The sequence below is a fragment of the Ectothiorhodospira shaposhnikovii genome (assembly GCF_047222355.1).
In the GTDB taxonomy this organism is placed as follows: domain Bacteria; phylum Pseudomonadota; class Gammaproteobacteria; order Ectothiorhodospirales; family Ectothiorhodospiraceae; genus Ectothiorhodospira.
Genome location: NZ_CP178333.1, coordinates 106,551 through 133,428, shown reverse-complemented (window position 1 = coordinate 133,428; position 26,878 = coordinate 106,551). Strand labels below are relative to the sequence as shown.

Below are 26,878 nucleotides of genomic sequence, written 5' to 3'. Positions count from 1 at the left end.
ATGTGACGGTGCTCCCGGTATCTGCCCATGTGTGCTCCGGGCTAACCCCTGCCCGAGGACCCGAACCCGCCGGTGCCCCGGTGGGTCGCCTCGAAATCATCCACCACCTGGAAACGGGCCTGCACCACCGGCACCACCACCAACTGGGCAATGCGCTCGCCGGGCTGGACGACGAACGGCTCCGCCCCCCGATTCCAGCAGGAGACCATGAGCGGCCCCTGGTAGTCGGAATCGATGAGGCCGACGAGATTCCCCAGGACGATGCCGTGTTTATGGCCCAGCCCGGATCGGGGCAGGATCATGGCCGCCAGGCCGGGGTCCGCCAGATGCATGGCGATGCCGGTGGGGATGAGATGGGTCTCCCCGGGCTGCAGGGTCAGAGGTGCGTCCAGGCAGGCCCGCAGATCCATGCCGGCGGAACCCGGTGTGGCCGGCTCCGGCAAGGGGAAGTCCGTGCCGACACGGGGGTCAAGAATCTTGATCTGGATGGCATGCATGATGTTGATGATCGATCGTCGGATGGGAACAGGAATGGGAGGGGAGACAGCCCCCATGATGCCGGGCAATCAGCGCCACCAGCTCACGGGCCAGTTGCGACTTGGACTGCCGCGGCAGGGACAGGGAACCGCCCCGCCAGAACACCGTCAGGGCATTGTCCGACACATCGAACCCTCGCCCGCCGGAAACATCATTGGCGGCAATCATGTCCAGCCCCTTGGCTTCGAGCTTGCCCTGGGCATAGGTTTCCAGATCATCGGTTTCCGCCGCGAATCCCACCGTGAACGGCCCATCCGGCAGGGCCGCCACCGCCGCCAGGATGTCCGGGTTCTTCACCAGGGTCAGTGGCAGCTCGTCCGCCTGCTTCTTGATCTTGCGCTCCGCCGGCTGGGCCATGCGGTAATCCGCCACCGCCGCCGTGGCAATGAACAGATCCGTCCCGGCGGCCCTGGCCATGACGGCCTCGTACATCTGCAAGGCCGTTTCCACATCCACCCGGGTCACACCGCGAGGAGTATCCAGGTGTACCGGGCCACTCACCAGACAAACCTGCGCCCCGGCCTCGGCCGCCGCCGCCGCCACCGCAAACCCCATGCGCCCGGAGCTTCGGTTAGTGAGATAACGCACCGGATCCAGAGGCTCCCGGGTCGGACCGGCGGTCACCATCACCCGTACCCCCGCCAATGGACCACCGGCAAACAGGCCTTCCACCGCCGTGACGATCTGCCCCGGCTCCAGCATGCGCCCCTCCCCCACCTCGCCACAGGCCTGATAACCGGCACCGGGACCGAACAGACGGACGCCCCGCGCCGTCAGGGTGCGCACGTTGGCCTGAGTCGCGGCGTTGGCCCACATGACCCGGTTCATGGCCGGGGCCAGGCAGACGGGCGCCTCCGCGGCCAGGCAGAGGGTGGTCAACAGGTCGTCGGCCATGCCCTGGGCCAGTCGGGCCATCACATTGGCGGTGGCCGGGGCAATGAGCACGGCATCGGCCCAGCGGGCCAGGCTGATGTGATCCATGCCCGCCTCGGCCTCGGCGTCGAACAGGGCCGTGCGCACGGGATGGCCGGACAGGGCCTGGAAGGTGAGCGGAGCCACGAACTCGGTGGCGTGAGGGGTCATCACCACCCGGACCTCGGCACCGGCATCCATCAGCCGCCGGGTGAGCTCGCAGGCCTTGTAGGCGGCAATGCCGCCGGAAACGCCCAGAAGGATATGTTTGCCTGTCAGTGACATGGGAAGAGTCTACGGAAAAACCGGAGAATCCAGAAGCATTTTGCCGTTTTGCCGGCGCACGAGACCACCCGGCCTCATATCCACCGAACAGCCCATCCTGTTCCGTGCTATACGGATAGGAAATGCCTCGTCACTTCCGTGAGCCGGGAAGATGCGCCATCCGTCCGTTCCGCCCCGACTTTTTGAGCGTCTACGCCGTCATGCCGGGCTGCTCGGCTGCCTGATGGCCTTGCCCCTGCTGTCCTGTGGTTCTTCCAGGGATCAGACCGGTGAGTTCTATACCGACTGGGATCGTGCCGGTGGCTGTGCCGCTGTTCAATTGGTAGCCGACGAGCGTGTGGATGGAACGGGGCGCCGGGTAGATGTGTGCGACAAAGTGGAGGAAGGCTGGATCTGGGTGACCTATGCGGCAGCCTGGTGCGGGGCTAGTCAGACCCAGGCTGCCGCCATTCGTGAACTGCTCCGGTCGGCCGGGCCTTCACTGCAGGTCTACACCGTGCTCACCAGTGCCGATGAACCGTTTCAGCCGGCGGGGGTCGCTGAGGCCCGCCGTTGGGCCGGCCGCTTTGGCCTTCCCCCCGAACGGGTACTGGCGGAAGGGCACAGCATCCGCACCCTGCCACAACACCTGCTGATCGGTCCCGATGGGCGGACCTGGTACCGTTACATCGGTTATCTGCAAGCCACGGAGATGCAGACCATCATCCATGACTTCGCCACCAGCGAGCGGTTTCCGTTCATACCGCCAAGATGAGCGCGACCCGATGCCCCCCGACACCCGCCTGGATTCAGCTTCCTACCACGAAAACATCACGCCCATTCTGGCGGTACTGCGGGATGCCTTCCAGGATCTGGAAGGCCACGCCCTGGAAGTCGGTAGCGGGACCGGTCAGCATGTGGTTGACTTTGCGCGCGAATTCCCCGGGATCACCTGGTGGCCCACCGATATTGACCCGCATCACCTGAAAAGCATCGAGGCCTGGCGGCAGTATGTCTCCCTGCCCAACCTGAACGCACCGGTGCGGCTGGATGCGAGTCAGACTGACTGGGAGCTGGGACAATCCAATCGGCCACCCGGCGATGGCTTTGTAGTCATGGTGTGTATCAACGTGGTGCACATCTCCCCATGGGCCACCACGGCGGGCCTGCTCAGGAATGCCGGCAAGTATTTGTTGCCGGGCGGCCTGCTCTATCTCTATGGCCCCTACTCCCGCGATGGGAGGCATACCGCGCCCAGCAACCAGCGGTTTGACCAGTATCTGCGGGCCCAAAACCCGGCCTGGGGGGTGCGGGACATCGCCAGCATCGAAACTGCGGGACGGGAACAGGGGCTTTCCCTGCAATCCGTGATCGACATGCCGGTGAACAATGTCTCCATCATCCTGAAGCGCGTACCTGACGGAGCAGGACCGTAAAATCCCTCTCTCGGCTCCCTCAACACGGCCATGGATTCCCGCTTGCGCGGGAATGACTATAAGCAGCTCACCGGCATCGTCGACCTCCTGGAGACACTCATTGCGGGGGCCGGCCTGATCAACGTGCCATAGGGTCGCCGCCCTGCACACTACCCGGCGTGGTTGAACATCCGGTGGCAATCGTGCATACCTTAGCTCTCGCTTACTTTGCCCAAGTGCACAGGAACAGTCAGCATGCCCCCCCATTACGATCCGGCCCGTTTCGAACGGATCCGCTGGACCATCTACAGCGTCCTCATCGCCGCCTACATGCTGGTGTTCTTCCACCGCTTTGCACCGGCGATGGTCTCCAGCGAACTGAGTGCCGCGTTCGGCGTGACGGCGGCGGCCCTGGGCTCGCTGTCGGCCATGTATTTCTACATCTATACCGCCATGCAGATCCCCGCCGGGGTGCTGGCGGACACCCTGGGATCCCGCTATGCCGTCACCCTGGGCAACCTGGTGGCCGGCAGCGGTTCCATCGTCTTCGGGCTGGCGGATACCCTGGCCACCGCCAGCGTGGGCCGTTTCCTGGTGGGCCTGGGGGTCTCGGTGGTCTTCGTCGGTCTCATGAAGAGCAACACCGTCTGGTTCAGCGAGCGCAAGTACGGCAGCATCAGCGGACTCACCCTGCTGCTGGGCAATCTGGGCGCCATTGCCGCCACCGGCCCCCTGGCCCTGATGCTGCTCTACGTGGAATGGCGCAGCCTGTTCGTGGCCCTGGGGATCGTCGCCATTGTCCTCGCCCTGCTCTCCTGGTGGCTGGTCAGGGACCGTCCCGAACAACTGGGCTTTCCCTCGGTGCGGGAGATGGAAGGCTTGCCGCCCCATGCCCCCAGAAAACAGCACTGGATCAAGGATCTGCGGGCCGTGCTGGCCAACCGCCGGCTGTGGCCGGGGTTTGTCTATGACTTCGGCATCACCGGCAGCCTGTTCGGCATGCTGGGACTCTGGGCCATCCCCCTGTTGCGGGACGTGCACGGCCTGAGCCGGGGAGATGCCTCGGTTTACACCACCGTGGCCACGGTGGCCTTTGCCGTCGGCTGCCTGCTGGCGGGCAGCTTTTCCGATCGTCTGGGGCGGCGCCGTCCCGTGCTGCAGGCCGGTGCCCTGGTCTACCTGAGCGTCTGCCTGGGGCTGCTGTTCCTGCCCTGGGGTCCGGGAGCCTCCGGACTGACCCTGTTCACCCTCATGGGCCTGAGTGCCGGCTGTTTCGTGGTGGCCTACGCCCATGCCAAGGAAGTGGCGGACCCGGCCCTCTCGGGCATGGCCATCGCCCTGGTCAATACCGGCCTGTTCCTGGGAGCCGCCCTGTTCCAGCCCCTGTTCGGCTGGGCCATGGACCTGGGCTGGGAAGGTCTCATGAGCGGCGGTGTCCCCGTGTACACGGCGGCCGATTACCAACGCGGACTGTGGCTGCTCACCGGCTTTGCGGCCCTGGCCGCCATCGCCTCCTGGCGGCTGGTGGAAACCGGCTGCCGGAACGTGACCGTGGCCGCGCCACGTGCCTGATCCGGAGGTCGACGTTCCGGTGTCCATGGAAATACCGCACGGGCCACCTTCCGTCAGTGCCGAAGCCCCTGCCCCAGGGCCTGTATGGCCCCACCCACCAATTCCACCGCGCCCAGCGTATCCATGCCGGTCATCTGTCTTACCTCCTTGTCGGCGGCGATGGGATCCATCACCGCCCGGTTCATCGCCCGAGACAAACCCCGGTAAAAATCCAGCGACTCCTGGGCGGCCCGCCGTTGCCCCGCATCGGGCGCTTGCCGCGCCCGTGACTGCAGCAGCGGGATCACCTTGGAGTCGATATCCTTGGCGGTGCCGCGGTAGATCTCGAAGTTCTGGTTGTCCGTCCCCATGCCGGTGAAACGGCGCATCTCGTGTGCCTTGTGCACGGTCACGCCGCCTGCCTGGGCCGCATGCTGTGGGTTGATGACCGAATTCGGGTCCACCCCGGAACGCACGATATCACGCACATGCAGCCATGCCGTGTCCTGGTAGGCCTCGGCATGGGCACTGCTGGTGACCATCTGCCAGGAACCCTGCGCGGTTCTCCCTCCGGCATTGCGGGCATAGACCCGATTGAAGCGTCCCTGTACGAAGGCGTTGGCCTCGGCCAGGCTCAGTTGCTGCGCCTGCCCGGTGGCGGGATCGACCCGCCGCAGATGGCCGGCATCGCCCGTGAAACGCATCGCCAGGTCCAGGTCCATGCCCGGCGAGTGGTTGCCCGCGTTGCGGATGGGCCGAAACTGCAGGGCATCGGGGGCAATCCCCTGGGCCTGCAGATCGGCACGCAGATCCCTGACCACCTGGCGGGTGTGCAACCGGTCGGTGAAGTTGTAGTCCCTTTGGGCCAGCGGATCGGCGCCCCGCTTCATCCAGAGCTTGGCATGGGGGGAGTGCTTGATGGCGGCGGTGGTGTCCATTAGCGCCCGGTTGGCGTCGGTCCAGGTGCGGGTTCTCCACATCAGGTCACCGCTGTAGCGCACGCCATCCACTTCGATATAACCCTGCTGCCGCATGCTCCGTTCAAGGCGACGGACTTGCGCGAACTGGGCCTGGTGCTGCTCCGCCAGGGCGCGGCCCGCTCCTCGCGGAAATTCACCTTGCGCTGGGCCTCGCGCCAGGCCTCCCGGCGGGCCTGCCGATGGGAAGCCTGGATCTGCCCCTGTACATTCAGGGCGGCCTGGGTGGCGGTCTGGACCACCTTGCGTTGCACATAGGTGGAGGCCACGCGCCGGGCGGCGCCCTCGACGCCACCGGCCTGGTAGCCTTCATAGGCGGTCAGGGCATAGTCCGCCTTGGGCGACCAGTAACGCAGGGAGGTGAGCGCCGCGCCCCGGATGGCGCCGTGAATATCACCCTGCTCCGCATAACCGGCGATGCCGCCGCTGGTGATGCCGTAGGCCACCGACAGCACGCCGCCGCCGCTGACGAAGGGGGTGGCATACATGGCGTAGGTGGCCGCCTGCTGATAATTCTCCAGGATGTCCACCGCCAGTTGAGCCCAGGCCTCATCCTCCTGGGCGGCGGCACGCTGCTGTTCCGCCCGCGCCTGCAGGTTCCTGGCCACCACATGCCCCACCTGCACCTGCCGTTCCAGATCCATCCCGGCATCCCGCAACTGGCGGTCCACCCAGTCCCTCAGGTCGCGGCGCTCTTCCGGCGGCAGGGTATCCATCATGTGTTCGATGCGGTCCAGGTTGCGCCGTGACCGCTCCACCCGGGCTGCCATCTCCCGCCCCTGCGCCAGCATCTGCTCCTTGACCAGTTGGTCCCAGGCGGTGGGGGTGCGGACGAAATTGCCCGTCCGCAGGGTGGTGATGGCATCCCGCTCTCCCTGCAGATCGGCCCGCTTGATGGTGAGTTGATGGGCCAGAAACCGGCGTTCATCCTCGTTGCCGCTGCCGCGCATGGCCTGTTCCAGGCGCTGGATGTCGCCTTGCAGCCAGCCGATGTTGTTCTCGTGGAAGCGCACCCGGGCCTGCAGCGGATCATCCTCCGCCGGGGCCGATGATCCCTCCGACGCCGCCGGAATGTCGATGCGCGCCACATCCAGATCACCCACGCCGAAGAGATTGCCCACCGGCAGGCTGTGATCCGTTGGTAACAGGCGCAGGCGGCCCGCCGCCACCAGTTCACGCACCGTGAGATATTCGTTCTCGTTGTTCAGGGGAAAACCCGGTATCACTTCCGGCATGAGCACGCGGCAGTCGACACAGGGCACCAACTCCCCCACTTCCTCGATGGGCTGGGGCAGCAGATCCAGAGGCGCGCCGGGCTCCAGCACGACCCTTGCCGTGGGCAGCCAGGATGCCGGGGCCTGCTCCAGACGGGCATCTCGCAGAGCGTACTCACCGTGACTACCGTAGCCATGCCCGGCCCAGCGCTCGTACAGGGGGGCGGGCGTCCAGCGATATCGCCCATCCCGCAGGATCTCCATCAGGTCTTGCAACTCGTGCAGGAGACTCTGCGTGATTCGCCTCGCATCATGGCCGCGCGCGCCTTCCACCAGTCCTCGCTGCGCCTCCACCCGCTCCGCGAGCCATTCCAGGGTCTGCCGCCGATATTCAGTATATTCCAAAGCGATATCCGGAAAGCCCGGCTCGGCGTCCTCCCGGTCCCCGGCGGGACCCAGGCGCAGATGCCCCACCATCGCCTCCAGTTCAAACCCCTGATGGCGCTGGATATGATCCCGCAATCCCCCTGCATTGCCGATCACGGCCCAGTTCGGCACCTGAATCACGAGGATGCGTGGATCTTCATCCCCCCCCGGCTGGATCAGATAGTTCACCAGCTCAATGCCGTACAGCCACGGGTAGGGCCAGCGCAGGGCGGGACGGCCATCCACCGTGGTCTGCGTCAGCCCGGTCATGGCATCGTCATACCTTCCCTGCATCCGGTGGGTCCGGACCCAGTCACCGGCGTCCGGACTCATGAAATGGGGAATCATCCATTCATCGATCCACTGCCATCCGGCCCAGCGTCCCTGCACAATGGCCTCCGCCGGCACGGGATCGTGGATCACGAAGGCCAGCATCAGCGGCGCGGTGATCTGATCCCGGGAAATGGAACCATCCGGCCGCAAATAGCGATGTTCAAAGGCGTAGTGGAACACCTTGCTCAATTCACCGAAATCCTCGTGACGGGGGCAGCCGCCGGCAAACTCACAGGCCGTCTCCGCCGACCAGCCGGGACGGGGGACGTGATGGATCCCGGCGGGCGGGGCCAGTGATTTCACCAACTCGACGGCCTGGCGGGTTCTGGCCCGGGCGCGCGCCTGTTCCAGACGCACGTCGGGTGGATCGCCCAGGACATCAATGGCCGCCACCAGCTGTTCCATGTGCCGCTTCATGTCACCGATACGGGCATTGAGCAGTCCCACCCGATTCATGGCTGCGGCGATGTCTTCGTCCTCGCCGTAGGCGATGGCCAGTTCCACGGCAAAATCCGCCTCGTCCAGGCCCTCCAGCAGCGCCCCCATTTCCTGCTGGGCGGCCAGAAACTCCATCAACAAGGGGTTGAGGGCCTGCAGCCAGGCCAGCACGGCCTCACTGGGATGCTCGAACAAGGGCGCCCAGAGACGGCTGAAGGCCGCCTCGTCGGCTTCCGACAGGACGCCATACAGCATGCGCATGCCCTGCATGGCAAAGATCACCTGCCCTGCCCAGTAGGTATCCCCCAGGATATTGACGCCCTGGGCCAATTCGGCGCGGATCAACCCCGCAGTCAAGGCGGGCGGGGTGGGGGGTGGCGAGGCAGCGGCATCGGGTATGTCCTTCTCCGGTGGGAACAGCAACTCGCGGGTGGCCCGGGCATCCAGACGCAGCGGAGGATCAAAACCCTCCGGACGTTCCAGACGCGCCATCATTGCCGCCTCCGCGGGGTCCTGGGCGAACAGAACGGCGCCGAACGCCCCGCCTGACATCAAGGCCGGGGCCTTTTCGAGAGACTCCCAGTCTTCCAGGGTCCAGGTCTGCTCGATATCCAGCGCACCCGCCAGCGCGGAGTCGGCGCCGGATGCTTCCATGCTCAGGGCCGTGATACGACCCATCAGGGCCTGCAGATCCCGGAGATGACCCAGTTGATCCGCCGACAAGGACAGGCGCCCCCTATCGGCATCCTCAACCCAGCGATCAATCTGCGCCTGATCCGCCGCGAGCAGGTCCAGCGAACGGCCATGCAGCGCCATCACCAAACCCTGATGGGCGTCCGATAGCAGCCCCCAGGCCCGCAGGGCGCGCACGGTCAGCTTGCCCTGGGCCGCCAGCGTCTGCAGTTCCGGGGCCAGAGCCGGTGTATCGGCCCTTGCGGGCGCAGTGCAGTCCAGGAGCAGGGACAGGGTGCAGACACCCATCATGCCAACAACAAGCCGTGACATTCCGCGGCGCCTGGACAGCAACAGGGTGTTCATACCCATCCTCATTTCCCCCTGCCGGCTCGCAGCCGGGCAATGACCCCTTCCGCCTCCGCTTCCTTTCCGGGGGGGACCGGTACCACCACGTTCTGCTGGTCACGATAGACATACACCCCTCGACCACTGCTCACCCCGCGCAATCCGGAATACGTCAGCTCGATCCGGGCAGGACGGCCCTGCTTGCCCCTCTGCAATCGCGCCGACTCAAGCCGTGATCCCAGCCCCGACCAATGGTGGGCCTGATGGCCGATGCAGACACCCTCCAGCCCCAGCCAGACCTGCGGTAACGCCTGTAACAGGCGTCGACGGGTCCACAGGGGCATGAGCAACACGATCAGTGCAAGCAGCAGCACCATGCCCGTCAGCACCCCCGCCACCACCAGACCCGCTCCCCGGTCCGGCGCAAACAGCACAAACCCCAGGCCCACCACCACGGCCATCACCGCCACCATCACCAACCTGGCCAGCTTCTCCCCCCGGCTGCGCCGCATGTCCCGCTGCACGAAATCCCGCCAGTGCTCGGGTGCCAGTTGCCAATGGGCCAGCAAACCCTCACCGGCCATGAGTCGCCTGAGCCAGGCGTACTGCCGACCGAAGATCAGGGCCGTGACAAGACCGGTCAATGCCAGCATGCCCCCGATCACGATCAGGGCGTAGACCGCGTCCGGCGCCGAACGCTGCGATAGCCACAGGCTTACCAGGGTCGGCGGCAGGAAAAAAAACAGCAGGCCCAGTCCCGCCCGCATGCCCCTGGCCAAATTGCTGGCCTGGGCAGGCGATTCACGAACCGGCAGCGCGAGCATCACCACCAGGACGATGCCCATGCACGCCCAGAGCAGCGGAAAACCCCGGAAAGGATGGGCCTGCGCCGGGGGTATGTCACCCAGATGCTGCAGCGGATCCACCCATTGCAGGCGGTAGAAATCCAGCGCCTCCCCGTCCCGCAGGGCCAGATGCACCCAGCCGCGCGGAGGATCGGTGACGGGCACCCGGTCCGGTGCCAGCCAGGCCCGGTCGCCATCGGAACCCGGCAGGTCCCGACTCCACTCACCGGCCTCGACCTCCAGCATCGCCCCGCCGACCTGGTTCTGGATGAACTCCGCCATCGGCATGAAGGGACGCGACTGCCGGGACTGCTCAATCACGGCGGAAGACAGAAATGGCGACGCCCGCTGCCGGGGAGCATATTGCTGCTCGTGCAATTGTCCCCAGGCAACCGGTTCCACCATCACCAGGGTGGCGGCGGGATACCACCAGAGCGTGACGCCCATAGCCAGAAGCACGGCAACGGTCAGACTGCGAAACACGGGCAACATGTCGATGGCCGGCCTCAGTATGTAGGGGTGATGTCCCGCCAGGTGCCATGCACCGGGTCCAGTTCATGAAGGCCGTCCACGGTGCCCAGATAGACTCTGTCCCCCGTGGCGGTCAGTGCGTAAGGCGGCGGCCCCGGCGGTTGGTAGGCATTGCGTTCCACCCAGGTGCCATCCTCCCGACGCCGCAGGCGTACCAGACGGTTGTCTTCGGTCAGCGCCAGTTCCGTGCCGTCGATCAGGGCCACGGCTTCCACATACAGCGGATGTCGGATGGCGTCGTCACGCCAGCGAGTCTCACCGGGGCGCAGTCGGTAAAGGCCGCCACCATAGGTTCCGGCGTGGAGGGTGCCATCATCCGCCCGCGCCAGGGTCAGCACGTTGCCATTGCCCAGACCGGACCCGACGGGCTGCCAGGTATCACTGCCGGGCTTGAGCCACAGGACACCCGCGCCCATGCCGGCGCCATACAGGGCACCGTCTCCGGCGATGACGAACTGTTGCAGGGGCTGATCCGGAAGGCCCCGGACCTGCGGCGGGGAGAGCCGGCCATCCGATAACCGCCGAGGCCCCTGGCCGAAGAATCGGACCACGCAGTGGGCGCCGTGACAGGCCAGCGCGCCGGTGGGCTGATCGCTGAGTTGTTGCCACCCGGTCTGGTCGGATGGACGCTGGTAGAGGCCGGTGCGTGTGCCGAGGATCAGCGAACGGTGGCTCTCGGTCAGGGCAACCGGCAGTGCCTCGGGCGCACCGGCGACGCGCCGGAACCGCCAGTGCGGTCCGCAACCCCGATACAAGCCGCCGGCCTGGCTGGTCAGCACTGCCATGCAGCCCGTGGACTCCGGCAGGATGCTCAGTACCGGCTGCGCCTGAACGGTACCGGCACAGAAGAGAAGCATGGACAGCATCGCCAGGCGCGGGATGGCGACCGGATACCGGAAGAGCACCGAAGCGGTTGGAAAGACCATGTGCAAACGGGACGCTCCCAGGGTCGGAAAATCGTCATGATAAGGTTCGAGGCCATACTGCCCCGCCCGGGCAACGTGCGAAAGTCGACTATCTGTCGTCTTTTGGTCCGCGCGGAATGACGGCCCCCTTATCCCGCCAGGGGAGAGCACCTGAGCGACTATACTGAAACCGACGCAACGGGCTCACGACTGGAAGAGGAAAACCCAATGCATTTTCGGCAGCTATTCGAACCGGATTCTTCCACTTTCACCTACCTGCTGGCCTGTCCCGACACCGGTGTCACGGCCCTCATCGACCCGGTGCTGGAAACGGTGGACCGGGACCTGGAGGTCCTGCAGTCCATGGGGCTGACCCTGGATTACGCGGTGGAAACCCACATCCACGCCGATCACATCACCGGGGCGCGGCGACTCAAGCAACTCACCGGCTGCCGGATCGCGGGCCCGGCCCTGGACGCGCTGCCCTGCCGGGATCTGGGACTGCGGGAAGGGGAACCCTTCCAGGTGGGCGGCATCACCCTCAACCCCCTGTTCACCCCCGGACATACCGACACCCATCACGCCTATCTGCTGGATCATCACGGCCTCAAGCTCCTGTTCTCGGGAGATGCCCTGCTGATCGAGAGCTGCGGACGCACCGATTTCCAGTCCGGTGATGCTCATGTGCTGTATCGCAGCATCCACGACAAGTTCTTCAGCCTGCCCGACGAGACCCTGGTCTATCCCGCCCACGACTACGAAGACCGGCGCATCACCACCATCGCCCAGGAAAAGCTGCGCAACCCGCGGCTGGGCAAGGGCCGCACGGAGGCGGAGTTCGTGAAGATCATGCACGAAATGGACCTGCCCTACCCCCGCAAGATCGATTTCGCGCTGCCCGGCAACGAACAGTGCGGCGCCTGCCCGGACAATGTGCCGGAACAGATGCGCGCCCTGTGCGAGGCAAGCCGGCAGGGATAGCAGGGAGAGAGGGACAGGGCCACCGGATGATAGGAAGTGCTCAAGCAGGCGAGGCCGCGACGGATGACACGCGGACGACAGCCGGCAGGCCGGGATTTGCCTACACTGGCCGCTGACTTCCCAGCCCATCCTTGCTGCCACGGCATGTGCCGTCCGGGAGACATGATCCGATGCCCGTCCTGCCCCTGATCCTTGCCCGAAACCTCGTCGGGACCCTGGCACTGCTGGTGCTCCTGCTCCTGCCAACCATGGCAACAGCCTCCAACGACATCGAAAAACGGATCTACGAGCAGTCCTACCAGGACGTCAAGGCGACTTTTGATGAGGTCAAATCCCGAGTGGATTACGTGGCCACCCAGATGGAGCGGTTCCAGCAGGCCATCGACGGTTGGCGGCGAGCCACCACGCGCGAAGCCCAGGACAAAAACATCCAGGGCGTGGAAGACCTACTGCAGGATCTCAACCAGGATGCCATCGACAAGCTGCTGGCACTGGGACTTGGGGAAGAAGGCTTCAAGGCCCTGAGTCAGTTCCAGGACACCCTCGGATTCAGGATTTCCGACCAAGTGGACCTGCTCTCCTGGTTTCGCAGCAACCGCGCCGAGGCCTTTGGTCATATGTACCAGCTGAGCGAACTGGAACGCACCTACCGGGACAGTGCCGCGGTCAGGCATCTGCGCACGGCCAAGGCCCATCTGGACCGGGGCGAAGCCCACCTGAAGACGGCCGGCGGCATGGTGGAATTCGTCAAGCTGTTCGACCCCACCAGTTCCAACCCGGAAGTCCCCACCGAAAGCCTGCGCCGGATCCGGGACGTACTGACCTACTCGAAAAAATTCACCGATAAGGTTCCGGCGCTCAACGCCATGATCGATTTTTACGTGGAGGCCACCGATGCCTTCATCGGCGCCCTGGATCGGCTCGATGCACAGATCGCCCAGGCCCGCCAGGGTGCGCTGTGCGGTCAGATGGGCAGGGACAAGGCCGTACAGCGTGCCTTCGAGGCAAGCTGCGGCAGCAACTGCAATTGCGCCGCCTTTCTGGCCGAGGACGATCAGTACCCGGGGCTGAGTCCGATCCGGGTCTGGCAGGGGGTGGAAGACAACAGCCACTTTATCTATCTGGACGAGCGCATGCACGCCCTGGTGGATGGTGGCAGCTTCGCCATCCTTTATGCCTATTACCGGGCCCTGCAAGGCAGCACCGAAGAGCGACACCGCAACATGGTCACACCCGAACGCCTGGTGAGCATCGCCATGGCGATGACCCGGCCCATCACCCAGCAGCACCAGACCTTCAGCCGGTATTTCGAGATCGTTGACGGACCCGGCAGCGATGAATTCCAGAAGGTCCTGGAAAGGACCGGCAAGACCGACGGCCAACGGTTGACCGCCCAGGACGGCACCAGCTATCTGCTGCGCAGCGGCCGGCGGGACGAATTTGCGGCCCTGAACTTCTTCAGTCAGCCCTTCCGGTCCCTGATCAGCCAATGGGTGGAAGCCCATCAGCACCAGATCGTCATACCGGGACAGGTCACTTCAACCGCGCATGATGTACCGCTTGCCGATGTGGTGGTGCGCATCGATGGCCAGACCCAGCCCCTGGAATGCACGCGATCAGGCTGTCGCTTCTCTGCCGTCGTGACCCGGCGCACGCCTTTTACCCTTCACGCAACCGCCAAGGATCACAAGCCCTTCGAACGCGACCACGTGGAGGCCTACGGCACACTGACCGCTCTGCCGATCCGCCTGGAACCCGACCGCCCTCCCGAAGACTCGCCGCCGTCGGCAACTCAACCGGCCCCCCGGCCCGCAAGCCCGCAACCGGCCGCCGCCACAACCCCGGACGATACCGTGGCGGCACCGACCGCGCCCTCACCCGGGTCGCCGTCCGCCTCCGACCGGGGCGGCGCAAGTGCGGGTGCAGGCACCTCGGCCCAGCGTACCGCGATCCTGACCGCCTCCCTGCAGGGCCTGCAGGGACGGGTGCTTTACGGCAGCCAGGCCACCCTGAGCGTGAACATACCCGACAGCCCGCCACCCGCACCGGTGGAATGCGTCGAACCCGGACCAGAATCACCCTTTGCGGTTGCCGACGAATCGGGCAACCCGTTCCGCTACTGCGCCGATATTCGGATCGAGGGAATCGATGCAGGAACACGGTCATCCCGGCCTACCGGCCGCCAGCCGGCATCCTATCGTTACGTGTGGCACGGCAGCCCCGACCTTCACTTCGACCAGCCCACCACGGAAAGCCCCCGCACCACCGTGACCTACAATCGCATGGGGCGCGTCCTGGTCTGGGTGCAGGTACTCGCTCGCGAAGGCAATACCTGGCGCCTGCACGCCGAGTCCCACCCCGTGGCGGTGGATGTGGCCGCACCCGAGTTTGCCCTGCAGTTTTCGCGACCGGACGGCCAGGCCAGGATCGGCGACACCGTGCATGCACGGGTCATCAGCCGCCCCGCCGTCGCGGACGCACTGGTGGATCATCGCTGGATGGAACCCCGTGCCGACCATCGCCGGGAATACGGCAGCCACGCCGCCGAGATCGCCTTCGTGATTCAGGATGAAAAGCCCGTGGCGCTGGAAGTCCATGTCCAGGTCCCACACCACGGCGACACCCTGGCAACGGTTCGCGGCAGTTACACCGGCAGTGGTTATCGGGTGTCCATCTCCGATCCACGCCGGCCCGGCCCACCGGCCCAGGTCTGGGACGCGGCCAGAGGTGGCCTGACCCCGGTCCCCGAGGGTGCCGTTGTCACCCATGAGGAGGTTTACCTTAGCGCCCACATAGTGCCCGGGACAGCGGATCAGGTCCGCTACCGCTGGCAGGTCAGCCCCTCGGGCGCCCGACTGTTCAGCCCCGGCGGCCGGGATACGCGGTTTTCGGCCCATGCCGCTGGCACCTATGCCATCGAGCTCTCCGTGCACGATGCGGAAGGAAGAATGCTGGGCAGTACCCGGCGCACCCTCAGCGTCCTGTCAAATACCCCGCCGGATGATGACGGCGAACGAGCCCGGCAGATCCAGGCCCACCTGGACAGCATGCGGGACCACGCCCGCGCGGGACGACTGGATTCCGCCCTGAGGTCCGTCCAGGACGCACTGGCCATTGATCCGGCCCACACCGAGGCCGGTCGCCACCTGCAACGACTCAGCTATCTGCGGGACACCGTTGACCGCGACCTGGCCGAAGCCTCACGTCTGCTGACAAGCCGGCGGGAGGATGAAGCCCGGGCCATCGTCCAGCGGCTGCGCCGGGCCTATCCGGAATACCCGCCGATCCTGGAGCTGAACCACCAGCTCGAACACCTTCCTCCCCGCACGGAAACCGATGGTGAAGCGCGGTATTTCACCGCGGGTGAACCGATCACCCTTGACTACGACACGCTGCCCGGTCATCCGCAGGACTGGCTCACCCTGGTTGAAAGCAGCCTGCCGGATAACCGTTATGGACAGTGGTTTTATACCCAGGGCCAAACCGCCGGAACAGCCGTCTTCAATCCATTGCCGCCGGGTCAGTATGAACTGAGGATCTACCATGACTGGCCCGCGGGAGGCTATGAGGTCCGGCAGCGACACCCCATCGTGGTGCAATGACCTCGGCGGCGGTCGCCGTGGGCGGTGAGGCTGCGGCGGGACCGCTGCTATCATGTCGGCAGAATCCTCCCGGCGAGGCCTGTGCACACATGATCAAACACTGGACATGGCTCCTCCTGCCACTACTCCTGGTAGCGGCCACATCCCAGGCCTCCAGCCTGCGTTTCGACGGCGTGCTCATCCGCGAAGGCAGCCCCGCCTGGCTGCTGCTGGAACACATGGGCGAGCCCCGCTACCGCAGCAGCCAGGAAACCTGTGTGCGGCGGGATCGGCGCGGCTGCCTGGAATGGCGGGTCTCGGAGACCTGGTTCTATCGCCACAATGACCTCAACTACACCATCACCGTCAGCGGCGGACAGATCCTCAAGATCGAGTGGAGCCGGTTCTGATACCGTGACGCCAAGGCCCCCCGCCGTCACTCCCGCGAAAGCGGGAGTCCGGGATCCAGGCTGTGAATGGATTCCCGCTGGTACGGGAATGACGTGTTCAGGGCGTCCGAAACCGATCCATTGAAACCAAGGTGTACCGCATAAAATGATGAAACGATCACTGACACTCCTTTTCACCCTGCTCATCGTCCTGATGACGGGACTCACCGGATGCTTCTCGGCGTCGGACTCCGACCCGGGCAGCCGGGCCGGGGCGGACACTTCCCTGATCGTGAAGGATGTCCGGGTCCATGACCTGGATGGCCGCCTGGCGTTTCAGGGGGATGTGGATCTGGCGCCGGAGCTGGCCCGCATCGAGCGCGGCGAGCGCGACCCCCATCGCAATGACGGCAGCGTGTTCCAGAACCGGGAAGGCAGGCTGCCGGCCAGGGAAAGGGGCTATTACCGGGAATATGTGGTGAGAACCCCCGGTATCCGGCATGCGGGACCCCAGCGCCTGGTGATCGGCCAGGAAGGGGAGGTCTACTATACGGCGGACCATTACCGGACGTTTACGAGGATACGCTGATGCTGCCCGAAGCCATCGTGGAGGCCGTCCTGCACGGCACAAAACCCATCATCGAAGCCCCCCTGGAGGGAGAGCTGGAGGCCCTGATGGAGACCCTTCAGGCCCGCGGCCTCCGGGTGGTGCGGGTGGACCGGGCGCCGGTGTTCGACAAGGACACCCTGCTGCACGCCCTCTATCAGAGCTGCGGCCTGCCCGCCTGGTTCGGTTTCAACTGGGATGCCCTGGCCGATACCCTCGGCGATGACGAGATCCATGAGGCAAAGTCGGTGGTCCTGGTATTCGGGCACTTCTCCCTTCTCCGGCAGAGAAGCCCCGACACCTGCGACACCTTCCTGGACATTCTGACGGAAGCCACCGACCTGCCCCACGGCTGGGTCAGGCAGGCATTGCTGCTGAACTGACCGGCAAGCTCACCCCTCCAGCCGGGCCGCCAGGGGCCGGTACTGGAGGGCGTGGAACATCTCCAGGTAGCGCCGGGTCTCCGCCCGCTCCAGGTTGGTGACGTATTTCCAGAAGCCGTAGATCCGCGACAGGGTCATCATGCGCTCGGCGTAGCGTTGCCAGGTATAGCGGGCCTCCACCCGGCGCATGCCGGCCTCGGAGATCCGCGCCCAGTGGTTGGGGTCTTCGGCGCAGCGCTGGAAGAACGCCATCAGGGTCCGGGCCGCCTCGTCGCCGTGGTTGGGATCGATGTGGTAGCCGGAACGGCCGTGCTCGATGATCTCCAGGGGACCGCCATAGAGGGTGGCGAAGGTGGGCAGACCGGACACCATGGCCTCGATCACCGTCAGGCCGAAGGCCTCGAACAGGGCCGGTTGCACGAACACCCCCTTGCGGTCGGCGATGAAGCGGTACAACTCACCGGACAGCACCTTGTCCAGACGCACCCCCAGCCAGCGCACCTGCCCATCCAGGCCGTGTTCGTCGAACAGGTGATGCATGTGGCCGATCTGTTCCTGCTCTTCCCGGTCCGACGAGCGTGAACCATCCACATAGCCGGCGATCACCACCAGGTTGGCCTGCTCCCGCAGCTCGGGGCTGTTGGCGTACCAGGACACCAGCCCGGTGATGTTCTTGATGCGATCCAGTCGGGCCATGGTGAAAATCACCGGCTTGTCCGGGTCCGCCAACACCCCGCGCCCTTCCGGATGAGGACCGCCGAAGAGCATCTCCTCCAGCTCCTCATGCAGGCCCCGGATGCGTCGCTCGGTGTCCTGATAGGAGAAGTAGACCTCCGCGTCCGCCCCCGGCGAGACGATATTGAACCGAGGGTCGAAGACATCCACCCCCTTCACCACCCGGTACAGGTCCGGCAGGGTGAAGGCGTCGTAACTCTCGTACTGGCCGATGGCGTGGTCGGTACCAGCGATCTCCTGATAAGTGCTGGTGATGATGAAGTCCGCCGCGTTCATGGCGATCAGGTCGGCGGTGAACTGGCAGGAGAAGTGATACTGGTCCTCGTTGTCCTTCCAGTACAGGTCCGAGTAGAGGTACTTGGTCTTTTCCAGGGCGTGGGCGATGTTGCACTGGGTGACCTGCATGCGCGCGGACAGCAGGGTGGCCACCAGGTTGCCGTCGGAGTAGTTGCCCACGATCAGGTCGGGACGCCCCCCCAGTTCCGCCTTGACCCGGGTCTCCACATCATCGGCATAGCGCTCCAGATAGGGCCAGATCTCGAAGCGGGAGATCCACTGGGACACCACCTCGCCGTCCCGGTTGCGAAAGGGCACCCGCAGGATTTTGGCATTCTGGGTGCCGGAGATGGCCTCCTCCGGCTGATCGCAAGTGGTGCCCCGGGCCTCCGGAATCAGCCGGGTCATCACCAGGATGCGGGGCTGGATGTCCAGCCCCTGTTCCTCCAGGCGGCGGTGCATCTCCCGCTCCAGGGCACGCACCTGGTCGAGGATGTAAACCACCTGCCCCCCGGTGTCCGGCAATCCCAGCACGTTGGCCTGGCCGAAGAAACCGTGGGGCGACAGGATCAGCATACTGAAGATCATGGGGATGCGGGCCAGGAACCGCTCCAGGGTCTCCGGCGAAGGCGCTTCCAGCAGATCCGACAGCAGCCGAAGGCTCTCCAACACCCGCCCCACGTCCTTGCCCCAGCCGGGCTCCAGGCCCAGATCCTGCAGGGCGTGGGCCACGTCCGCCCAGGGGGTGTCGTGGCTATGCGTCCGCAGCCGTTTTTCGGCGGCGCGAATGGCGGAGCGCAGGGTGTCCACGTCCCTCAGGCGGTCGTTGATCATCAGTTGCCGGCCGTTGCTGCGGTGCTCGCGCAGGAACAGGAACAGCTTGTGCAGCCCCACCCCATCCCGGTCGAAGAGCTGGCTGGAGAGCTTGCGATTGAGGAATTCCAGACCGCGGCCGATGGAGCGGGATTCGCGCATGCTGGGGAAGTTGCGCTGGAAGGCGCCGATATCGAACTCCAGGGGCTTGTCATGGAGCCGACGGGGACTGACCAGATGCTCCTTGAAGGCGAGGAACTCGCCCACGGTCAGCGGCTCCACGGCCAGTTCGTCGGCATGAATGCGCAGGTACCACCAGCGACCCACCCGCGGGCGCACGGACAGACACACCCAGGGCGCGGCGATGACGGCCTCCTGGACATCCTCCACCAGTTGCACCAGTGGACTGTGTTCCGGCGGCGGCTCGGGATGCTCCGCGGCCAGTGCCTGGTATTCATCCTGCAGGTCGGAACGCAGCACGAAGGCGCGTCCCATGCCCTGAAACCGCCGCAGCAGCAGATAGGAAAATTCCCGGTGAGTGGTGATGTCGTTGCACAGGGATTCCAGCATGTGTGCCCCCTTTGATTTGTGTCATTCACCGGACTGATGTTATTGTACAAAAACACTTTGTGCAAAAAGATCGCCCCTATCCATGGTGCAAACCGACTCCCCCACCGCCATTTCTCCGGCCGGCAACGATGACCGGGTGCAGCTGGTGATTCAGCACTTACGAGTGCTGTTTCGTTCCCTGCAGGCCCATTCCCGGCGGATCAGCACCGACTGCGGAGTGAGTGCCGCCCAGCTCTGGGCCCTGTGGGAAATGCACCTGGAACCGGGCCTGAACGTGAGTGACCTGTCCCAGCGCCTGTCCATCCATGCCTCCACCGCGTCCAACATGCTGGACAAGCTGGAATCCAGGGGGTTGATGGAGCGGCGCCGGGCGGACAGGGATCAGCGGGTGGTCAGTCTTTATCTGACCGCCGCCGGTCAGGCGCTGCTGGACAATGCGCCTGCCCCGGCCCAGGGCGCCCTGAACCGGGCCCTGCGCGCCATGCCGCCGATGGAACTGGCCCGACTGGAAACCGGCCTGGGCCTGCTGCTGGACACCATGGAGGCCCGCGACGAGCAGGCCGCCCTGCGGCCCATCGCCGACGACTGATTCCCCCGACCCCCTTTCCGGGAGCGCCCATGACCCACGCCCGCATTGATTTCCAGCGTCTGCAGCAGGATATCCAGGATCTTTCCGCCATCGGCCGGGATGCCGACCGGGGCATCCATCGCATGGCCTTCAGCGAGGGGGATCTGGCCGGGCGACGCTGGTTCAAGGAACGTATCCTGGCCGCCGATCTGGATTTTTATGAGGACGGCGCCGCCAATCTGCACGGTCGCCTAGACTGGGACGGCAGCCGCCCCAGCGTGATGATGGGCTCCCATCTGGACACGGTGCCCGGGGGCGGCCCCCTGGACGGCGCCCTCGGGGTGCTGGTGGGGCTGGAGGTGTTGCGCACGGTCAAGGAATCCGGCATCACCCTGCGTCACCCCCTGGAAGTGGTGAACTTCACCGACGAGGAGGGGCGATTCGGCGGTCTGTTCGGCTCCCAGGCCATGGCGGGGCAGCTCAGTCCGGCCCAGGTCCACAACGCCCGGGATCTGGACGGCATCAGCCTCACCGAGGCCATGGCGGCCTGGGGCCTGGATGCCAATGCCGCCCTGTTCGCCCGCCGTTCCAAGGAATCCATTCACGCCTATCTGGAAATGCACATCGAGCAGGGACCGGTGCTGGATCGGGGCGATATCAGCGTCGGCGTGGTGGAGGCCATCACCGGCCTGTTCAAGTGGGAGGTCCAGCTCAAGGGCCAGACCAACCACGCGGGCACCACCCCCATGGACATGCGCAACGACACCTTCCAGGGCCTGGCCGAGTTTGCCGGCGAGATCGACCGCATTCTGGAGGAGCACGGCAGCCCCCACAGCCGGGCCACCATCGGCCGGGTGGAATTGCGTCCCGGCGCCGCCAACACGGTACCCGGCCATACCACCTTTTCCCTGGATGTGCGGGACACGGACCCGGACACCCTCAAGGGGCTGTCCGACGCCTTCCGCCGCACCCTGTCCACCATGGCCCGTCGCCGGGGTCTGATGTTTGAATTCGAGGTGCTCTCGGAGCTGCCGCCCCAGCGCTGCGATCCGGGTCTGGTGCAGTTGCTGTCGGACAAGGCGGACGCCCTCGGCTTTGCCCATCTGCGCATGCCCAGCGGTGCCGCTCACGATGCCCAGATCATGTCCTGCATCGCCCGCACCGGCATGGTGTTCGTGCCCAGCCTGGAAGGACGCAGCCATTCCCCCGCCGAGTGGACCAACTGGGAAGATATTGAACGGGGCGCCAACCTCATGCTGCAGGCGGTGCTGTCGCTGGCGGCCCGGGACACGGAGACACTGCGATGAAAGACAAGACCTCCGGCCGTGATCCGGCCTACGACAACATCGACCCACTGCGGGAGCAGTACCGGGAAACCCTGATCACCAACCGGGCCCTGAACCGGGCCCTGGTCTCCCATCACGCGGCACTGCTGTGCGTTGACCTGCAGTACCTGGACGCGGCCCGGGGCTGGGGGGTGTTTGCCGACGCCGAGCGCTCCGGCCTGCCGCCGGAAGCCCAGGATTACTACTTCGACCGCCTGGACCGGCTGGTACTGCCCAATGTGCGCCGGCTGCAGGATGGTTTCCGATCCCTGGGCCTGGAGGTGATCCATACCCGCATCCAGTCCCTGACCCGGGACGGACGTGACCGCGGGCCGGGACACAAGCGCCTGGGTCTGCACGCGGCGCCCGGCTCCAAGGAAGCGGAGTTTCTGGAGGTGGTGGCACCCCAGGGGGACGAGATCATCATCAACAAGACCGCCAGCGGGGTTTTCACCTCCACCAACCTGGAGTACGTGCTGCGCAATCTGGAAGTGACGGCACTGTTCATCGTCGGGGTCTACAGCAACGAGTGCGTCTCCACCGCCATCCGCGATGCCTGCGACCTGGGCTTCTACGTCACCCTCATCGAGGACGCCGTGGCCACCGTGACCCCGGAACTGGAGCGAGCCACGATCCTCACCATGAAGGACCGCTATGCCCGGGTGATGAGCACGCAACAGGCCCTGACGGAGATTTCCAAGGTGGAAGGGGCCGCCTGAGATGGATATTCCCTCCCCCCTCACCCCGTGGGAGAGGGGCTTTCAAGACGCATCAGGAGACACGCAACGATGGTAGTCGACGCCCAGCTGCAAAAGCCGCTCAGGCCCAAGGACGGCACCGCCGGCATCGAGCGCCCCAAGGCACTCATGGAAAGCATCGCCGAAGACCCCCGGCACCTGGTGGCCCTGTCCAGCCGCCACGTGGTGTCGTCGCGCCAGTTCGACCGGGACACCCTCACCCAGCTGTTCCGCCTGGCGGCCCAGTACGAGAGCACCCCGGCACTGATGCACCTGCCCCTGCAGGGCAAGATCCTGATCAGTGCCTTCTACGAGCCCAGCACCCGTACCCGCCTCTCCTTCGAGAGCGCCTGGCACCGGCTGGGCGGCGACATCATGTCCATCACCGACCCCAAGAGCACGGGCATGGCCAAGGGAGAATCCCTGGCGGACATCGCCGAGATGTTCAACAACTATGGTGACGTGATCGTCCTGCGCAGCAATCAGGACCGGGCCATCTACGAGATGCTCGACACCCTGCGCATCCCCATCGTCAATGCCGGCAACGGCATCGACGAGCATCCCACCCAGGCCATGGCGGACCTGTACACCATCTTCAAATGGCGACCGGAACTGCTGGACCCGGAGCTGCCGGCGAACCGGCGGGTTCGGGTGGGCATCATCGGCGTCCCCAACCGCATGCGGACCGTGCGCAGCCTGCTGCTGTTGCTGGCCCGTTTCTCCAGCGCCTTCAGCGAGGTCGTGATCCTCACCGACGAAACCGAGCCCTTCGACCCGGGTCAGCAGGAAGAACTGGCCGAACAGGGCCTGTCGGTGCGCGTGGCCCAGGACCTGAACACCGAACTGCCCGGGCTGGACGTGGTGTATATCAACGCCATTGCCTGGGTGGGTGACGGCTACGAGGAAATGGGTGCAGACCTCAAGCTGTCCACCGCCTCTCCCCTCAAGCAGGGGGCCATCATCCTGCATCCCCTGGCGCGGGGGGAGGAGCTGTCCACGGATCTGGACGGCACCCCCCACAACTGGTACTTCGCCCAGGCCCGGGGGGCGGTCTTCATCCGCATGGCCCTGCTCACCTGCATCGTCCGTCGCATCAGCGAAGTGATGGACACCCCCTGATCCCCCGCCTCGCGGGAGCCGGCCTTGCCGGCGAACTGCCGTGCCCATTGGATCCACGGGCCGGCTCCCGCGCAGATGTCGAATTCACAGCCTCAAGGAGTGCCCTATGTGTGGTATCGCCGGCGTCATTCATGCCGACCCGCAAAAACCCGTTGATCCCATAAACCTGGTGGCCATGGCCGCCATCCAGCACCATCGCGGCCCCGACGGTTTCGGTTACAAGGTACAGGACGACCGCGGGGTGGGCTTTTCCCATGCCCGCCTGACCATCATCGACCTGGACGAGAACCGGGGCCGCCAGCCCTTCCTGTCCGAGGACGGCAACCTGATGCTGGCGGTCAACGGCGAACTCTACGACTACAAGCGCATCCGCACCGACCTCACCTCCCGAGGGGCAAGATTCCGCACCAAAAGCGATTCCGAGATGGTGCTGCACCTGTATCGGGGCCAGGGTCTGGAAGACATGCTGCCCCAACTGCGGGGTGAGTTCGCCATCGCCCTCTATGATCGCCAGCGGGATCGCCTGATGCTGATCCGCGACCGGTTCGGCGTCAAACCCCTGTACTGGACCGAGGTCAACGGCAGCGTGGTGTTCGGTTCCGAACTGAAGGTGCTGTTCGCCCATCCGGACGTGCCGCGCCGGTTCGAGTCCCGGGGCCTGTATCACCAGCTGATGCAGACCATGGTCCCCGGCAGCACCGCCTTCGAGGGCATCCATCAGGTCAAGCCCGGACACGTGGTCACCATCGAGCGTCGTCACGGCAAGTTCCAGATCCGCGACGACCGCTACTGGGACATGGACTTTCCCCTGCTGTCGGAACGGGGCGAGGAAAAGGACGAGGCGTTCTACATCGAGGGCATCCGGGAAAAGCTCATGGAGGCGGTGCAGTTGCGCCTGGAGGCGGACGTGCCGGTGGCCTGCTATCTCTCCGGCGGCATCGACTCCTGCATCACCCTGGGCCTGTCGGCAGCCCACCAGCAGTCGGCGGTCAAAGCCTTCACCATCGGCTTCGACAACGCCGACTACGACGAGACCGCCATTGCCCAGGAGATGGCCCGCAGCGTGGGGGCGGACCAGGACATCATGCGCCTGGATGCCGGCCACCTCTACGACAACCTGGTGGAAACCCTCTGGCACGCGGAACGCACCATCTACAACACCCTGGGAGTGGCCAAGCTCCTGATGAGCCGCCACGTGAACCGGGCCGGCTACCGGGTGGTGGTCACCGGGGAGGGTTCCGACGAGCTGTTTGCCGGCTACCCCTCCTTCCGTCGGGACATGTTCCTGCATGGCCTGGACACCCTGTCTCCGGCTGAGCGGGCCAGCTGGGAACAGCTGCTGGCGGAGAGCAACCAGCTCTTCAAGGGAGCCATGCTGGCGGAAAACGAACTGCATGACCCGGCCCTGGATGCCCTGGTGGGCTTCACCCCTTCCTGTCTGCAGCCCTGGCTGGCCAGCGCCGCCCATGCCCCGGGCCTGATGGCCGTCCATCACCGGGATGCGGTCCGGGGTTACGAGCCGGGCCGCGCCATTGCCGAAGCCCTGGACGGCGACATGATCGAAGGCCGCCATCCCCTGGACAAGGCCCAGTACGTCTGGATCAAGACCATGCTGGAAGGTCAGATCCTCACCTGGGGCGGTGACAGGGTGGACATGGCCAATTCCATGGAAGCCAGACCGCCGTTCCTGGACCACCATCTGGCGGATCTGGCGGTACACCTGCCGCCGTCCATGCGCATCAAGGGCCGGACCGAGAAGTACGTGCTGCGGGAGGCCATGAAGGGACTGCTGCCCAAGGTGCTGTATGAGCGCGAGAAGTTCGCCTTCATGGCCCCGCCGGCCCACACGGACCCGAAGAAGTGGGCGGCGATGAAGGCCCTGGCGGACCAGTACCTGTCGGATCAGGCCATCCAGGATGCGGGCCTGCTGGACCCGGCTGGAGTGAAGGCCCTGTTCGCGCTGCATGAGTCGCCGGAGACCTCCGCCTCCACCCAGGTGCAGCTGGATGCGGTGATCAATCACATGATCGGGGTACAGGTACTGCACAGCCACTTCGTGGCCCAGGACATCCCTGCCCTGGCCCGACGCCGGGCCGAGGCGCTGGGCTGGAGGGTCTGATCAGGGCATCTCCCCCGGGAGAAGGACCGGGGATGAGGCCCCACTGCCGTCACTCCCGCGAAAGCGGGAGTCCGGAACTTCCGGGCCGGGCTGGGACGCATCAAGACCCTGCCCATCAAGCAGTGGGAGGTGGGACGGGAGTTCCTGAGACGGGTGAAGCAGACCTTTGATGCCGAGGGGGTGGAGATCCCCTTCCCCCATCGAACCCTGTACTTCGGTGCCGCCAGCCCGCCGGAGCTGGCGCAGATGCTCAATGAAGATCACAGCCGCCAGCGCACAGGCAGTTGAGATTTCATGTGCGCCGTCAGGCATTCCACTGACTTGGACCTTAAGCCGGATCGGACCAGCATGAACAGATCCGTGGGCATGATTTCCCAGTCCGCCAGTATCCGGGCCAGTCTGCCGCGCATGATCCCGTGCCTGGGACATTCAGCGACCCAGGCCGGCAACATCCCGACGCCATATCCCCGTGCAATGCCATCGGCCAGGGTCTGCAGGGAATTAACCCGCAGCCGGGCATGGGGATTGATGTGCCGGGAATGGCCGGAATCCCTGTGGCGCAGATGGATGGCATCCGATTCACCGGTCAGCTCTATCCAGGAGCAACGCTCTATCTGATCCGGATCCTCAAGGTGACAGCAGCATGCATCCGGGTCGCTGGCGGCGTAGAGACGACGCTGCCAGCGACCCAGAGGCTGACAGGCCAACCCATGGGCCTGAACCTGGCCGCAGGCCAGCCAGACATCCACCTCGTCAAGCGGCGGTTGAGCGCCCGGTAGCAGCACCCTGGCTTCCAGGGAATATTCCGGATAACGGGCCAGGAAATCGTTCATCACCCAGATCGCCCATCCCCAGGCCATTTCATGGCTGATCCAGACACACAGATTGCGGCGCCTGTCACTGGACAGGGATTGCGCCGCCTCGCGGGCCTCTTCGGACAGCGAAAGAATTCTTTCCCCATAGTCCGCATAGCACTGACCCACCTCGGAAAGGCTCAGCCGGCCCCCTGACTGGCGGGTGAGCCGCAACCCCAGATCCTGTTCCAGCAACGCCAGACGTCGACTCAAGGTGGATTTGGGACGGCCCAAAAACCGTGCGGCCGCGGTGAGATTGCCATGATCCCGCAGTGCAATCAGGGCCTTCAACGCCTCAAAGTCACTCATCTGGTCACACGTTCCATTTTCGGGACAAGTCGTTCACAAAGCCTATCTTCTTTCCGCATGGGCCAGGAGATAGCATTCTCCATCAAATGATAAACATACTCATTAACGCCTTCCATGAAAAAACGCCCATGACTCTTAAGTTAC

General features: G+C 65.2%; 22 protein-coding genes. 14 read left to right on the top strand and 8 right to left on the bottom strand.

The window, feature by feature from the left end:
• Positions 1 to 41: 41 nt before the first annotated feature.
• Both dut and coaBC read right to left on the bottom strand, forming a co-directional pair.
• Positions 42 to 497, bottom strand: coding sequence for a dUTP diphosphatase (dut, locus tag ACLF6L_RS00560; RefSeq protein WP_008932326.1), 456 nt, complete (start codon positions 495 to 497; stop codon positions 42 to 44).
• Positions 469 to 1,734: a bifunctional phosphopantothenoylcysteine decarboxylase/phosphopantothenate--cysteine ligase CoaBC gene (coaBC, locus tag ACLF6L_RS00555; RefSeq protein ID WP_412852120.1), complete on the bottom strand. Its 1,266-nt coding sequence runs from the start codon at positions 1,732 to 1,734 to the stop codon at positions 469 to 471. Before coaBC ends, dut begins: the two co-directional genes overlap by 29 nt.
• A gap of 151 nt (positions 1,735 to 1,885) precedes the next feature.
• On the opposite strand from coaBC, the gene ACLF6L_RS00550 reads away from it, so the two are divergent.
• From ACLF6L_RS00550 to ACLF6L_RS00540, 3 genes are all read left to right on the top strand, one after another.
• A complete protein-coding gene (locus ACLF6L_RS00550) occupies positions 1,886 to 2,488 on the top strand; it encodes a TlpA family protein disulfide reductase (RefSeq protein ID WP_412852119.1) in 603 nt (200 codons plus the stop codon).
• A 10-nt stretch (positions 2,489 to 2,498) separates the two neighbouring features.
• Positions 2,499 to 3,149, top strand: a complete 651-nt coding sequence (locus tag ACLF6L_RS00545; RefSeq protein ID WP_412852118.1) for a DUF938 domain-containing protein — start codon at positions 2,499 to 2,501, stop codon at positions 3,147 to 3,149.
• A gap of 234 nt (positions 3,150 to 3,383) precedes the next feature.
• Positions 3,384 to 4,700, top strand: a complete 1,317-nt coding sequence (locus ACLF6L_RS00540; protein WP_238617208.1) for an MFS transporter — start codon at positions 3,384 to 3,386, stop codon at positions 4,698 to 4,700.
• Positions 4,701 to 4,753: 53 nt separating this feature from the next.
• Here the strand turns inward: ACLF6L_RS00540 and ACLF6L_RS00535 are convergent, their stop codons facing one another.
• From ACLF6L_RS00535 to ACLF6L_RS00520, 4 genes are read right to left on the bottom strand one after another with little or no spacing between them, the layout of a single operon-like run.
• Positions 4,754 to 5,713 carry a hypothetical protein gene (locus ACLF6L_RS00535; RefSeq protein ID WP_412852117.1) on the bottom strand — a complete coding sequence of 320 codons (960 nt, stop codon included), beginning with the start codon at positions 5,711 to 5,713 and terminating at the stop codon, positions 4,754 to 4,756.
• On the bottom strand, positions 5,659 to 9,105 hold the full coding sequence (locus ACLF6L_RS00530) for a hypothetical protein (RefSeq protein ID WP_412852116.1): 3,447 nt from the start codon (positions 9,103 to 9,105) through the stop codon (positions 5,659 to 5,661). Before ACLF6L_RS00530 ends, ACLF6L_RS00535 begins: the two co-directional genes overlap by 55 nt.
• 8 nt (positions 9,106 to 9,113) lie before the next feature.
• Positions 9,114 to 10,424, bottom strand: a complete 1,311-nt coding sequence (locus ACLF6L_RS00525) for a hypothetical protein (RefSeq protein WP_412852115.1) — start codon at positions 10,422 to 10,424, stop codon at positions 9,114 to 9,116.
• A gap of 14 nt (positions 10,425 to 10,438) precedes the next feature.
• Positions 10,439 to 11,389 carry a hypothetical protein gene (locus ACLF6L_RS00520; RefSeq protein WP_412852114.1) on the bottom strand — a complete coding sequence of 317 codons (951 nt, stop codon included), beginning with the start codon at positions 11,387 to 11,389 and terminating at the stop codon, positions 10,439 to 10,441.
• A gap of 207 nt (positions 11,390 to 11,596) precedes the next feature.
• Here ACLF6L_RS00520 and ACLF6L_RS00515 point away from each other — a divergent pair, with 207 nt between their 5' ends.
• The 5 genes from ACLF6L_RS00515 (at position 11,597) to ACLF6L_RS00495 (ending at position 17,309) form a co-directional block, all read left to right on the top strand.
• Entirely contained in the window at positions 11,597 to 12,349 is a 753-nt protein-coding gene (locus ACLF6L_RS00515; protein ID WP_238617204.1) for an MBL fold metallo-hydrolase, read from the top strand.
• 170 nt (positions 12,350 to 12,519) lie between these two features.
• Complete coding sequence (locus ACLF6L_RS00510; protein WP_412852113.1) at positions 12,520 to 15,951, top strand: hypothetical protein; 3,432 nt, start codon at positions 12,520 to 12,522, stop codon at positions 15,949 to 15,951.
• Between the two features lie 89 nt (positions 15,952 to 16,040).
• Positions 16,041 to 16,340: a hypothetical protein gene (locus ACLF6L_RS00505; RefSeq protein ID WP_008932311.1), complete on the top strand. Its 300-nt coding sequence runs from the start codon at positions 16,041 to 16,043 to the stop codon at positions 16,338 to 16,340.
• Positions 16,341 to 16,485: 145 nt separating this feature from the next.
• Positions 16,486 to 16,908 (top strand): ribonuclease domain-containing protein, encoded by a 423-nt coding sequence (locus ACLF6L_RS00500; RefSeq protein ID WP_008932955.1) that lies wholly within the window; start codon positions 16,486 to 16,488, stop codon positions 16,906 to 16,908.
• On the top strand, positions 16,908 to 17,309 hold the full coding sequence (locus tag ACLF6L_RS00495) for a barstar family protein (RefSeq protein WP_238617201.1): 402 nt from the start codon (positions 16,908 to 16,910) through the stop codon (positions 17,307 to 17,309). The genes ACLF6L_RS00500 and ACLF6L_RS00495 overlap by 1 nt, the downstream gene beginning before the upstream one ends.
• A gap of 9 nt (positions 17,310 to 17,318) precedes the next feature.
• Here the strand turns inward: ACLF6L_RS00495 and ACLF6L_RS00490 are convergent, their stop codons facing one another.
• Positions 17,319 to 19,703 (bottom strand): sucrose synthase, encoded by a 2,385-nt coding sequence (locus ACLF6L_RS00490; RefSeq protein WP_412852112.1) that lies wholly within the window; start codon positions 19,701 to 19,703, stop codon positions 17,319 to 17,321.
• 82 nt (positions 19,704 to 19,785) lie between these two features.
• Between ACLF6L_RS00490 and ACLF6L_RS00485 the strand changes: the two genes are divergently transcribed.
• The 6 genes from ACLF6L_RS00485 (at position 19,786) to ACLF6L_RS00460 (ending at position 25,859) form a co-directional block, all read left to right on the top strand.
• Complete coding sequence (locus tag ACLF6L_RS00485; protein WP_008932958.1) at positions 19,786 to 20,292, top strand: MarR family winged helix-turn-helix transcriptional regulator; 507 nt, start codon at positions 19,786 to 19,788, stop codon at positions 20,290 to 20,292.
• Between the two features lie 29 nt (positions 20,293 to 20,321).
• Complete coding sequence (locus tag ACLF6L_RS00480) at positions 20,322 to 21,578, top strand: Zn-dependent hydrolase (protein WP_238617199.1); 1,257 nt, start codon at positions 20,322 to 20,324, stop codon at positions 21,576 to 21,578.
• Positions 21,575 to 22,315 (top strand): cysteine hydrolase family protein, encoded by a 741-nt coding sequence (locus tag ACLF6L_RS00475; RefSeq protein ID WP_412852111.1) that lies wholly within the window; start codon positions 21,575 to 21,577, stop codon positions 22,313 to 22,315. The genes ACLF6L_RS00480 and ACLF6L_RS00475 overlap by 4 nt, the downstream gene beginning before the upstream one ends.
• Before the next feature lie 69 nt (positions 22,316 to 22,384).
• On the top strand, positions 22,385 to 23,452 hold the full coding sequence (locus tag ACLF6L_RS00470; protein WP_238617197.1) for an aspartate carbamoyltransferase: 1,068 nt from the start codon (positions 22,385 to 22,387) through the stop codon (positions 23,450 to 23,452).
• Positions 23,453 to 23,558: 106 nt separating this feature from the next.
• Positions 23,559 to 25,571, top strand: a complete 2,013-nt coding sequence (asnB, locus tag ACLF6L_RS00465; RefSeq protein ID WP_200171638.1) for an asparagine synthase (glutamine-hydrolyzing) — start codon at positions 23,559 to 23,561, stop codon at positions 25,569 to 25,571.
• A gap of 129 nt (positions 25,572 to 25,700) precedes the next feature.
• On the top strand, positions 25,701 to 25,859 hold the full coding sequence (locus ACLF6L_RS00460; RefSeq protein ID WP_412852110.1) for a hypothetical protein: 159 nt from the start codon (positions 25,701 to 25,703) through the stop codon (positions 25,857 to 25,859).
• On the opposite strand, the gene ACLF6L_RS00455 is transcribed toward ACLF6L_RS00460, so the two are convergent.
• On the bottom strand, positions 25,832 to 26,734 hold the full coding sequence (locus ACLF6L_RS00455) for a LysR family transcriptional regulator (RefSeq protein WP_200171637.1): 903 nt from the start codon (positions 26,732 to 26,734) through the stop codon (positions 25,832 to 25,834). The two genes, ACLF6L_RS00460 and ACLF6L_RS00455, sit on opposite strands and share 28 nt — an antisense overlap.
• Positions 26,735 to 26,878 lie beyond the last annotated feature (144 nt).